Origin of the sequence: Breznakibacter xylanolyticus, from assembly GCF_003254275.1 — a bacterium.
In the GTDB taxonomy this organism is placed as follows: domain Bacteria; phylum Bacteroidota; class Bacteroidia; order Bacteroidales; family Marinilabiliaceae; genus Breznakibacter; species Breznakibacter xylanolyticus.
In genome coordinates, this window is the sequence record NZ_QKZK01000010.1 from 49,121 (window position 1) to 62,566 (window position 13,446).

General features: G+C 44.9%; 6 protein-coding genes. All 6 read left to right on the forward strand.

The annotated features are described in order from the left end of the window. Positions 1-186: 186 nt before the first annotated feature. Positions 187-1,950, forward strand: coding sequence for a DUF6057 family protein (locus LX69_RS17965; RefSeq protein WP_111445236.1), 1,764 nt, complete (start codon positions 187-189; stop codon positions 1,948-1,950). Positions 1,951-2,039: 89 nt separating this feature from the next. Then, on the forward strand, positions 2,040-3,581 hold the full coding sequence (locus LX69_RS07645; RefSeq protein WP_111445237.1) for a TolB family protein: 1,542 nt from the start codon (positions 2,040-2,042) through the stop codon (positions 3,579-3,581). A 247-nt stretch (positions 3,582-3,828) separates the two neighbouring features. After that, complete coding sequence (locus LX69_RS07650; protein ID WP_111445238.1) at positions 3,829-4,533, forward strand: hypothetical protein; 705 nt, start codon at positions 3,829-3,831, stop codon at positions 4,531-4,533. 602 nt (positions 4,534-5,135) lie between these two features. Then, positions 5,136-8,327, forward strand: coding sequence for a SusC/RagA family TonB-linked outer membrane protein (locus LX69_RS07655; protein WP_111445298.1), 3,192 nt, complete (start codon positions 5,136-5,138; stop codon positions 8,325-8,327). 11 nt (positions 8,328-8,338) lie between these two features. Continuing rightward, complete coding sequence (locus tag LX69_RS07660) at positions 8,339-10,261, forward strand: RagB/SusD family nutrient uptake outer membrane protein (protein WP_111445239.1); 1,923 nt, start codon at positions 8,339-8,341, stop codon at positions 10,259-10,261. 45 nt (positions 10,262-10,306) lie between these two features. Further along, complete coding sequence (locus LX69_RS07665) at positions 10,307-13,315, forward strand: SusC/RagA family TonB-linked outer membrane protein (protein WP_111445240.1); 3,009 nt, start codon at positions 10,307-10,309, stop codon at positions 13,313-13,315. The last annotated feature ends 131 nt before the right edge of the window (positions 13,316-13,446 follow it).

Sequence of the window (13,446 nt, forward strand, 5' to 3'; positions counted from 1 at the left end):
AAGTTCTTCTCCTTTTTTGTGTCTGATTTTATAAATGGAATGTCTATAATTAAAAGTCGATGTGTATCGGAAGTGTTAAATTTGGTGAATTTATTTTCATCGTGGATTCTTTAAAATGGATGGCAGGATCCGCTATTGTAGTGTGTCAGTAATGGGAATGGATGTATCTAAAAAATAAGAAACGTGATGGGTTTGAGATTTAAGATTCCTTTGGGGGCGCAATGGGTTGGTTGGATTGTTTTTATTGGAGCAATTTTCACTTGGTTTTTATGGGTTGATGTGAGTTTGTGGGTGCATCACAATCAGCCGGTTTACTATCATCGCTCTTTTGTTGACTTGTTTTCCTTCCCGGGACACCCAGTGCGTTCTTTGGCTGCCATGGTGATGCAAGGAATTTCGGGGTGTTGGGATGGAGCGGTTTTGATGTCATTGCTCATGGTTGCCTGGGGTGGGGCTATTTTTTTCATATTTCGTGAGTTGAGAGTCAAACCTTGGTTTTCATATTTGGTCGTCGTCTCGGTTGTCCCGATTGTCAGCGCCCATGGAAAGTATCATTATGCTGCGGAGTTAACTTTCCAATATTTGTTTGCTGCATGGTTTACTGCTCTTTGCTTGTTTTTTGTCCGACGATGGCATGGCCGTTGTTTTGGACTTATCATCCTTGTTTTTTCGTTACTGGTTTATTCATTCGCAGGTCATCCCGGTTTGTTTCTATTTGTTGTGTTGCTCTCGGTTTGGTTGGTTGCATCTCATCATATCCAACGACTGGTTTGGATGGTGTTACCATTGTTACTTCCCTATATGATTACTCATTTGTTGCCCCATTTAACAATTTATGAGGCTTATTGGGGGAATTATATGGTATGTGTTATTGATTCATTTGTGGATGTGCCGTGGAGTATCAAGCTGTATCCTCTTTTTTTGTTGGTATTGGTGGCAGTGCTGCTTGGGTTTAACACACAAGAACGTCTGAAGCCTATCGTAGAGCTTTTGGTTTTTGTGATGTTGTTTGTACTGGTCGGTTGGTTTTCCCGTTCTCCAAAACAAAAGTTGTCAGTGCGCATTGATAAGTTGGCTTATGAAAAGCGTTGGGATGAATTGTTGAAAGTGGTCGATCAATTTGGTGATGTTCGATCGCGTGATGTGCAATTTCAGGTCAATCGTGCCCTTTATCACAAAGGTCTGCTCCTTGAGGGTTTGTTTTATTATCCTCAATATTATGGTGCGGGAGGACTGTTCCTTGAAAATGAAACAAAAGGTGATATTGCGATGTCTGCCAGTGATTTGTATTTTGACATGTCGTTTGTGAGTGCTGCGCGCCATTGGGCCAATGAGGCCTTTACTGATTATGGCCCGCGACCGCGTATCGTGCGTCGTTTGATTGAATGTTATAAGCTCGAGGGTGAACCGGCATTGGTCAAGAAGTATGAATCGCTCCTGCGGTTATCGCCCTTTTCTTTGCTCGATGATTCTCCCACGTATGAACAAGCACAAGTAGGCGAGAGGAGCGTTTTGTCGAGTCGTAATGAGGTTTTGCGTTTTCATCAATTTGAAAATCAGTTTGTGGCCACCAATCATCCGCTTACGAATCTTTATTATGTCGTCAATTCTGAGCCGGATCATCGAATGGGGGTTGAATATCTTGTGGCTTGCCATCTGTTGAGCGGAAATTTGGAGGAACTGGTCAAGCAATTGGGGCGTTTAAAGGCGGTTGGTTATTCTCGCTTGCCAGAAGCGGTTCAGGAGGCTGTTTTGGTGTATCGCCAAATGAATCCTGGGGGCGCGGTCGATTTATGTGGGTTTGTTGTTGAAAAAAAGGTTGTTGAACGATTTAAGGCTTTCAATGCATTGGCAGCCGGTGGCTTTCGAAAGGATGTTGCTTCTATGAAGCGTTTCAATGGGTATAAAGGGGGGTATCTCTTTTATTTGACTTTTTATAAACCCAAATAATCGGTTGGAAGGTCGTGATTGGGGTATTCATGTCTTTATAGTTGCGTGTGATTGTGGGCGGTTATTGATTATCATATAGAAGGATTTAGATGATGGGACAGCGTTTTGTTGTAAGAGTCAGGTGTGGCGCCATATTGTGTCGCTTGTTTTGTGGGATGATTATGGGTGGGATGGGCTTGTATGGGTGCACCCCTTCGCTGCCCAAGGCACAGCAAGTCACGCGCATGGCTCTGTTGGAGCCTGTGTTGCATGGCATTGCATTGCCTGTGAATATTGCTCCTCTCAATTTTGTGATTCAGGAAAAGGGGGTTGATTACCGGGTGGCATTCCGTGGGAAACAGGGTGATGCGGTGGTGGTGAGTGATGCCGATGGGATCATACGTATTCCGTTGAAATCGTGGAAGAATTTATTGATGAAAAACCGCGACGATTCTGTCTCTGTGAATGTTTACGTCAGGGATGACAGCCGGGGCTGGTTACAGTTTCAAACCGCACGTTTTTTTGTCTCGTCCGATAGCATCGATCCGTATGTGGTGTACCGTAATATTGGCTCCAATAACATCTTATGGTCTGCCATGAGTATTGAGCAACAGAGTCTCGAAGATGGCTCAATGACAGTGATTGCCGATAATAAGCTGACTCGTCGAAACTGTATGAATTGTCATTCGTTCAATCAAAACAACCCCGAACAGATGTTGTTGCATCTTCGCACCCCTCCCGGTGGTACAATGGTCAAACAAGGTGATCAACTCTCGTTTTTTAATACGCAAACACAAAGTACCATCTCTGCCGGAACCTATCCGGCATGGCATCCATCGGGGCGTTTCATTGCTTTTTCGGTCAATCAAATCCATCAGCGCTTTTTTCTGCAGACCCGAAAATATGAGGTGGTTGAGGATAAGATGTCCGACATCGTGTTGTTGGATATTGATACACAATCGATGTTGAAGTCCCCGGTTTTATCAACCGACAACCGTGAGAATTTACCTTCGTGGTCGCCCGATGGGAAGTTTTTGTATTATGTGTTGGGAAATCCTTATTGTGAATCTGATTATCGCGAAAATCGATATAACCTCATGCGTGTGGCTTTTGATGAAAATACAGGACTTTTCGGGGCTCCTGATACGCTGTTACATGCTGCCGCTATGGGCAAGAGTGTGTCCTTTCCCGATGTGTCGCCCGATGGTCAGTGGTTGTTGTTTTGCATGGCCGATTATGGCTACTTTACTGTGTACAATACCGAGTCTGATATTTATTTGATGAATCTCCGTACGCGTGACTACCATCGGTTAGACGTTAATTCCGTTTTTGTTGAGAGTTATCCCACTTGGTCGTCCAATGGAAAATGGCTCATGTTTGTCAGTAAACGGCGTGATAACATGTTTTCCCGTCCTTGGTTTGCTCATTTTCGTGAGGGGGTAGTATCATCCCCATTTGTATTGCCACAGAAGGATCCTCTGTTTTATGAAACCTGTTTGCGTAATTTCAATCGTCCTGAATTTGTGACCGGCAAGGTCAATCTTATGCCTTCGCAGGTCGCTCAATTGGCTTCTCAAAAACCGCTCGATTGTAAGGTTGAGGCACCAATTCATGTCGATGGGGTTTCGGGGGCGTCCCGTGTAATGCCATAGTTGTATTGTGTTTGCTGTGTTTGTGTTATCATTGTGATAATTACAATGCACTTCTTTATAAGAAATATCTTACTGTGGTGCGATTGTACTAAACCCTCAGGTTTTAAATCCTTGAGGGTTTTTTTATGTCTGATCCCGCGATGAATGTCTGAAATCAAACATCAAATGTCCCATATTAGAAATTGAACAGAAGTGGAGTGCGTAGCTTTATTAATCTTATTCATTTATCGTTAAATCATTTTCTTCTATGAAAACATTATGGATTTCTGCGTTGTGTTTGTGTTTGGGGGGTGTCGCTTTTTCTCAGGCCACTGTCATGAATGACCTGACCGGGTTTTACGATCAGTTTGCGTTTGAAAAAAGCAAAGGGAATGCGTTGAATATGTATGGTCACATTCAAGGAACTCCTTTCTTAAATGAGGTGTTCATTCCAGGAAATGTGGTGATGAACGATTCGGTGCGCTATTCGAATGTCTCCCTGAGGTATAATATCTATACCGATAAAATGGAATTCCTAAAAGAGAAAACCCAGGTTTTGGAATTGGATATTCATCAACACTCCTGGCGTTTCGAAATGGGAAATGCTGCTTTTGTCAATTTACCCTTTCAATTAGAGAATGGCATTCAGCAGAATGGTCTTTTGTGGGAATTATGTGGAGGGAATATTCGTTTGTATAAGAAACTCTCGGTGGAATTATTGCCGGCCACTGCCACCCAAGGATTTCAGGATGCACAACCCGATCGTTTTGTGCGTAAGGACGATCGTTATTTTTTGGCTCTCCCTGGGGTGACTCCGGTGGTGTATCGCTCGTCTAAAGAGTTGATTGAATCTCTTCGGACTGTGTGCCCTAACGTTGATGCGCTTGTAAAACAGCACAAGCTAAAATTGTCTAAAGAACAGGATGTGATTCGGTTAGTGCAGTTTTGTAATTCTGAAATGCCTGTTAATTAAGGTTTGTGTGTGACTCGTTGATATAGCGGATTCATGGCTTGTTAATTATGTTGTGTTTTGAGACGATGTGCACTTGACGTCGAAGTTTCGTATTTCAGCTCTGTCGTTTTTCGGTGTTCACTCTTCAATATTCGCCTCTGTTTTTTATCCTGATTAAGGTGTTTTATCCGGTTTAATCGTTCGCGATTGCTCAGGGTGAAGCATCTTTTTTGTGTCTTGTTGCTGTGTTCTTTCATTAACAGTTATTCTCACTTGATGAGGAAAAATCTGCCGAAAATGGTGGATAAATGATGCTGTTTATATAGATGAAGTCGGTAATGTGAAGAATATCAATAGTTAGTGTTATTTATTTCCTCTTTCCTTTTTTTTACAATTATTCGCAAAATGTCTGAAATCAAACAAACCGAATCTGTAATCGAAAGTCGATGAGACGCACTCTGTTTAGTTTTACGATTGTGAAAAAGAGAACAATTGTTAAAACCATTTAAAAATAAGTGTATGATGATTCGCATTCGTGATGTGTGCCTTTAGTCTGGTTGATTCTCCGGTAAAAGAAGGATGGTGTGATTCCATCGCAAACAAAAATCAAATTCAATAACGAAATGAAGAAAAGTAAAAGTGATTATTTGCCATTGTCGCTTCCGGCTTCCGGGAGGAAATGGGGCATCGCAAAGATTCTGTTTTCCTTTGTTTTTATGCTCGTCGGGCTGTGTGCCATGGCACAAAAACAGACCACTGTGCAGGGAAAAGTTGTCGATGCCAACGGCGAGCCGCTCTTTGGTGTTACGCTGGTGTTAAAAAACAATTCAGGTGTTGGTACGGTCACCGATGTGAATGGGAATTTCTCATTGACCATTGATGATAAAAATACGGTATTGGTGGTCTCCTTCTTGGGGATGGAAACGCAAACCATCGATGCTCGTGGGAAAACCACCCTTAATGTGGTATTGAAAGAAGACTCCAAACTCTTTGAGGAGGTGGTCGTTGTGGGTTACGGTAAGCAAAAGAAGGAGAGTGTGGTGGCTGCCATCACGCAAACCACCGGTGAAACGCTTGAGCGTGCAGGGGGGGTATCCAGTGTGGGTGCTGCTTTGACCGGGAATGTGCCGGGGGTGGTGACTTCTTCCAGTACCGGGATGCCCGGCGAAGAAGACCCTAAAATTGTGATTCGTGCTGCCAGTACCTGGAACAACAGTGAACCACTGGTGTTGGTCGATGGTGTGGAGCGTCCCATGAATAGTGTGGACATCAGCTCTGTGGAATCAATCTCGGTGCTGAAAGATGCCTCGGCCACTGCCGTGTACGGGGTGCGGGGTGCCAACGGGGTGATCCTTATTACCACTAAACGTGGTCAGGAAGGCAAAGCCGTGATTCGTGTGGGCGCCAATGCCACCATGAAAGTGCCTTCAAAGCTCCCGGGTAAATACGATTCGTATGAGGCTTTGCGCATTCGCAACGAGGCCATTGAGAATGAATTGTCTCTGACTCCAAATAGCTGGAACGATTATTTGCCTCAGGATGTCCTGGATAAATATCGCAATCCTGCCAATCAGGCTGAAGCTGAGCGTTATCCTAATGTGGACTGGGCGGATGAATTGTTTCGCAATTATGCCATGTCTTATAATGGTAACATCAACGTGTCGGGCGGTACTAAATTTGTCAAATATTTTGCCAGTGCCGATTATTTGAACGAAGGTGACTTGTTCCGAACATTTGATAATAATCGGGGTTACGATGCCGGTTATGGTTATAACCGCTTGAATGTTCGAAGCAACCTCGACTTTACAATCACGCCTTCTACCACCTTTAAAGTGAACTTGTCAGGTTCGCATGGCGTGAAAAAGACGCCTTGGGGTGCCAGAGACAGTGATTATTCATACTGGTTGGCTGCTTACTCTACGGCTCCCGATATGTTCTTACCTCAGTATTCTGATGGTACTTGGGGATACTATGCGCCAAACGAGCAAAAAGGATATAACTCGGTGCGTATTTTGGCCATCAGCGGGGTGGGGTATACCACCACCAACCGTATTACCACCGACTTTACCCTCGATCAGAATTTGGACATGTTGGCCAAAGGCTTGAATTTTAAGGGAACTTTCTCGTTTGACAACACGTTTGTCGAAACCAATCGTGGGGTGAACGATTTATATAACGACACCCAAAGCTCGTGGATTAATCCCGATACCGGTGAAGTCACTTACAAAAACTCTTTTGACGGAACCAATCGCTTCGATTTCCAGGAAGGGATCAACTGGGCAATTAGTGCCGGTGAAGTTGATAACTGGAAAACGGCTCGTCGGATGTTTTATCAAATGCAATTGAACTACGACATCCCCTTGGGTGATGTACACGACGTAAACCTGATGGGGGTATTCAGCCGCAACGAAAATGCCACCGGTAGCGAAATCCCTCACTTCCGCGAGGATTGGGTGTTTCGTGCCACTTATAACCTCAATCGTAAATACACCATTGAATACAACGGTGCATACAACGGTTCTGAGAAGTTTAGTGCCGACAACCGTTTTGCCTTCTTCTCATCTGGGGGGTTGGGCTGGATGCTTTCGGAAGAAAACTTCATGAAATCGATCTCTTTCCTCGATATGTTAAAACTTCGTGCTTCGTATGGTGAGCTGGGAGATGATAATATTGATGAGCAGAAAAACGGCCGTTGGCTTTATATGACCCAGTGGGCTTATGGAACGCAGTCGCGTTTGGGAACAACCGGCGAAACGCCCGAAAACAGCCCTTATACCTGGTACAAAGAGTCTAAGTTGGGTAACCCCAATGTACATTGGGAAAAAGTTCAGAAAACCAACGTCGGTGCCGATTTTGCTTTCCTCGATGGTTTAGTGGCCGGTAGTTTCGATTATTTCTACGATTATCGTACCGATATCCTCATTGCGGGTGCTAACCGTTCGATTCCTTCTTATTTTGGTGCCACTGCGCCTATGGCCAACCTGGGACGCGTTGAAGTGAATGGTTATGAATTGGAGTTGCGTTTGAATAAAAAGGTGACCCCCGATTTGCGTTTGTATGCCAACATCAACTATACCCATGCTAAAAGTAATGTGTTGGAGGCCGATAATGCGGAGTTGTTGCCCGCTTATCAAAAAGCAACCGGAAAACAGGTGGGGTATACCAAATCGTACGTGAGCGCCGGTTATTATAATAACTGGGATGAAGTGTATGGTAGCGCCATTCACAGTACCAATGATAACGCCAAATTGCCCGGTAACTATTACCTGGTCGATTATAATGGTGATGGTCTGATCGATACCAAGGACGAAATTCCTTATGGTTATTCTTCTACACCCCAAAATACGTTTAATGCCACTTTAGGCTTTGAATGGAAAGGGTTCAGTGGTTTTGTGCAGTTCTATGGCGTGAACAATGTCACCCGTCAGGTGGTGTTCAATAGCTTGTCCGGTCAAAATCACGTGGTGTATGACGAAGGCTCTTATTGGTCCGAAGAAAACACCGGTGGCGATGTGCCCATGCCCCGTTGGCTCTCTATTGCCAGTGGGTACAGCAGTGCCGATCGTTACATGTTTGATGGTTCTTATTTGCGCCTCAAAAACGCTGAGATTGCCTATACTTTCGACAATACCTGGGGCTGGGTGAGCCGTGCCAAATTACAGAATGTGCGTTTGTTCCTCAATGGTAACAACATTTGGGTGCTCACCGATATGCCCGATGACCGTGAATCGAATTATGCCGGTACCGGTTGGGCGTCACAAGGGGCTTACCCCACTGTGAAACGTTTTAACCTGGGTGTGAATCTTACTTTCTAATCCGTTTGAACATGAAAAAGTATTTTAAAACCATATTATTGGGCGGGATACTCCTGGCAGCTGTCGGTTTGGTCGCTTGCGAAGATTATCTCGAGAAAAGTGACGAATCGATCATCTCCGAGAAGGAAGCCTTTAAGGATTTTACCAACTTTCAGGGTTTTACCGAGGAATTGTACAACTGCGTGGTCGATTTCTCCACCAACTACTGGACCAACTCCTTTAACTGGGGGGATGATGAAATTACCTCGACTGCCGGGACATTTCATTTTATCCATAAAATTGATGATGGCAACTTTTGGGGTTGGCAAAAAGAACATGATGGTTGGCATTCGGGCTGGATGGATCAGGATGACTTCAATTCCGGTTTTCCTACACCTGATAACCGTACCCACCGTGACTTATGGAACGCTGCCTGGTATGGTATTCGTAAGGCCAACATTGGTTTAGCCAATATGGATAAACTGACGGCTACTGCCGAAGAAAAGGCGCTGCTCAAAGGTCAGTTGCTCTTCTTTAGAGGTTGGTTTCATCACCGTTTGATGGAGTATTTTGGCGGTCTGCCATATATCAATGAGGTTTTGCCTAGTGGTGAGCCCCTGCGTTTGCCTCGTCTTACGTATCAGGCTTGTGCCGATAGTGCTGCAAAAGATTTGCGTGAGGCTGCCGATTTGTTGCCCCTCAACTGGGACGACACTCAGGCCGGTAAACGCACGCTTGGTAAAAACAAATTGCGCATCAACAAAATCATGGCTTTAGGCTATCTGGGTAAAAACTACCTGTGGGCCGGTAGTCCGTTGATGAACTATGAGTCAACCGGTAGCAAATCATACGATGCTGATTATTGCAAAAAAGCCGCTGAAGCCTTTGCTGAGTTGTTGCAACTCTCCGAGTCCGGTCAGGCTTGGCATCAACTGCTCGATTTTTCAAAAATCTACAACAACTTTTATACTTACGGTCAAAACTGGGAAATCCCAGGGGGGACTGAGGTGATTTTTCAGGCACCCACCAAGGCGGCAAACAATTCAAACTGGGGAACCAGCAAGCAGTATATCCCAAGTGTTGTGGGGGATGGTGACTTGAAATTCCTTCCTACGGCCAATTATGTGAATGCCAACTATGGCATGAAAAATGGTTTGCCAATCAGTGACCCTCAATCGGGATATGATCCGACCCATCCTTGGAAAGATCGCGATCCGCGATTCTATTCGGATATTATTTTTGATGGCGTGAAGGTTGTTCAGGGCTCTATTCCGGCTGATTTAGCCGACACCCGCTATGCAAACCTTTATACTATTCCTTCCAATTTGAGTGAAGAAGAGCTGAAAAAAGAGAACGCAAAAACCTATCGAAATGTCAGTACAGGTAGTCGTACCGGCTATGTTTTGCGGAAGTTCATTCCATTGACCTCCAATAAGCACGACCGAGGTTATGATTACAGCTTTGCTTTGCACATCAAAGTTCCCTACATGCGTTTGGCCGACATTTACCTGATGTATGCCGAAGCTGCTTTGATGGGATATGGTTCTCCGTCTGGCAAAGCTCCCGGTTATTCGAAGTCGGCCGTGGATGCCATCAATGTGATTCGTGATCGTGCCGGGGTAGATCCTGTGGCTGATAAGTTTTTGGCATCTTCTGAAGCCTTCCTCGGCGAAGTGCGTCGCGAGCGCGCTGTAGAACTTTCGTTCGAAAGTCATCGCTTTAACGATTTGCGCCGTTGGTTGTTGCTCATCGAATCGCCTTACACCCTCAAAACGTCATTGGAGTTTGACCGGGTGGGTGCCATCAATACCGAAGATCCTACGCAAAATCAAGTGGCCAACTTGCGTGAAGTGGTCATTCTGGAGCGTAATTTCTCTGAAAAGCACTACTGGTTGCCTCTTAAAGTGGCCGATGTCAGCATCTATCCAGAGTTCAAGCAGAATCCCGGTTGGTGATGATGCATGGTATTAATGAAATATGTCATCTAAAAAATGGATATAATGAAATATTTTAAAATAAGTGTGGTGGTTTGTGCGCTGCTGACGTTGTTTCCACTCAAGCAACTGGCACAAAACGCCATCAAAATCGATATCAACGCCATCGTGAGCGGTGCTGATGGAGCACCCATTCAGGGGGCTGTTGTCTACTGCAAGCCCGATGATGTGTCGGCAACCACCGGCGCTGATGGTGCTTTTGCCATCAGTGCATCGCTCAATGCCCCTTTGACGGTGAATGCCATTGGCTTTAAAACCAAAGCGGTGGCTGCTGTGCCCGATCTGAAAAATATTACGCTCGAAGAAGACATCGAAACCGTGCAGGTGGCCTTTCGTAAAGTCAAAAAGTCTGATCTGTTGGTGGGCGTATCTTCGGTGAATGTGAAAGAGATCATCAAGAAAAATTTTAGCACTTACAGTTTGGATGGGATGAGTGCTTTGACCAACAGTTCCAACTGGGGCAATGGGAGCTACCTGTTGTTGGTTGACGGGGTGCCTCGCGCATCCGGCAATGTCAATATGGATGAAGTGGATCAGGTGTCTTTCCTTAAAGGAGCTTCTGCTGTAGCGCTTTATGGTAGTCGTGCTGCTAAAGGTGTGGTTTACATCACTACCAAACGCGGTGAAGCCAATACCCAGGAAATTTCTGTTCGTGCCAATACCGGGATGAATTTTCCTAAAGCGTATCCCAAATACCTGGGGTCGGCCGAGTACATGACGCTCTACAACGAAGCGCGTGTGAACGATGGTCTGACACCTTTGTATAGTGATGAGAGCATTTATCACCATGCTTCGGGTGAAAACCCTTTTCGATATCCGGATGTTGACTTTTTCTCGTCCGATTATTTGAAGAAAGCCTATAACTACACTGTTGTGTCGACCGAAGTTAAAGGTGGGGGTGAACGTGCCCGTTATTATTCAAACTTTGGATTTGCAAATTCCGGTGGCTTGCTCAACTTTGGTGAGGCCATTGAAAACAGCGGTAACAATCGTTTCAATGTGCGTGGAAACATCGATGTTGATTTGAATGACTATTTGAGTTGCTATGTCGATGCCAACGTGATTTTTTACACCGGTCGTGGTGTGAATGCCAATTACTGGGCTGAGTCGGCCACTTTACGACCCAACCGTTTTTCTCCCCTGGTGCCCATTGATATGATCGAAGCCGATGATGCATCTTCTAATGATTTTGTGAAAAACAGTAACTACATCATTGATGGAAAGTATATGTTGGGCGGGTCATCGCTGCATCAAACCAACCCCTTTGCGGCCATTTATGCCGGTGGTTACAACCGTTACAACAGCCGTCAGTTTCAGTTTAAAACCGGCGTCAATGCCGACTTGAACAATGTGCTCGAAGGCTTGTCGTTTAACACAATGATTGCGGTTGACTATTCCAATACCTATTCGTTGGCTTACAATTATCAATATGCGGTGTACGAGCCTACCTGGTCAAACTATCAGGGAGGTGATCTGATCGCTTCGTTGACCAAATATGGTAAAGATGCCACTTCGGGGAATCAAAACGTATCCGGCAGCTGGTATAGCCAAACCATTGCATTGTCCGGTCAGTTCAACTATTTGCGCTCGTTTAACGATGTGCACAATGTGTCCGGTACTTTGGTGGCTGCCGGTTTCCAAGTGGGCGAATCGGGTATTTATCACAAAACGGCCAATGCCAACATGGGTTTGCAGTTAGGCTATAACTTTATGAACAAGTACTACTTCGATTTCAGTGGTGCCCTCATTCATTCTGCTAAGATGCCCGAAAACAACCGCAAGGCTTTCTCGCCTACCGTGTCGTTGGGATGGCGTTTGAGTGAAGAGGCTTTTATGGACAATGTCTCGGCCATCGATGATCTCAAATTGTCTGTGTCTGCCGGTATTATTCACACCGATCTGGATGTGGCTAACTACTACATGTATCAGGGGTATTATACCTATAAAGATGCCGGTTATTATGGTTGGAAAGATGGAACCGGGGTGCAGTCTTTCGACCGCCGTTTGGGAAGTAACCCCAATATGAAATTCCCCAAGCGTGAAGAAATCAGCTTGGGATTGGATGGTTCGTTCTTCAATCGTTTAATTACCCTCAATGGTTCTCTTTTTGCAACCCGTACGACCGGTAACCTGGTACAATCATATGTGGATTATCCCAGCTATTTCTCCACCGGATATCCTCAGTATTCTGAAGTGCCTTACGTCAATTATAACGACGATCAGCGCATTGGTGCCGATTTTTATGTGACATTGAACAAGAAAATCGGTCAAGTCGATTGGTCTCTCGGAGTTTCGGGGATGGTGTTCGATTCTGAGGCACTCAAACGTTCTGAGAATTACGAATTTGAATATCAGAACGATGCCGGGAAGCCGTTGGATGCCCTTTGGGGGCTCAAAAGCGACGGTTTCTTTAAAGATGCTGACGATATCGCTGCTTCTGATTATCAAACATTTGGCCAGGTTAAACCCGGTGACATCAAGTATATCGACCAAAACAATGATGGGTTGATCGATTCTAAAGATGCTGTCTATCTTGGCAAAGCCGGATGGTATGGTTCGCCTTTCTCGATGGGGGTAAACCTCACGGTTAAATGGAAAAACTTCACCTTCTTTGCCATGGGAACCGGAAGATATGGCGCTCATGCCTTTAAGAGCGGTTCTTACTATTGGGTCGATGGTGACGACAAATATTCTGAAGTGGTTCGTGATCGATGGACTGAACAAACCAAAGATTCTGCCAAATATCCTCGTTTGACCACATTGACCAGCGATAATAACTTCCGCAACTCTGATTTTTGGTTGTACAGCACCGATCGTTTCGATCTTGAAAAAGTGCAGGTGACCTACAAACTCCCTCAATCGTTGTTGAGCCGTACTTTCATTAGCGATATGGATGTGTATGTGGCTGGTTATGATCTGTTGACCATTGCTCCCGAACGCGAAATATTGGAACGCAATGTGGGAAGTGCTCCGCAAACACGTTTTTACAACGTTGGTCTTAAGGCAACATTTTAACATCTAAGTGTTGATGTGATGTATTATTCATGATATGAGACATGTCCCTTTTTTTTTTGGACTCAATTTTCACACGGATTGTGTGGTTTTCTGATTTGACGGGGGCATGAACATTTCAATATCAAACTATA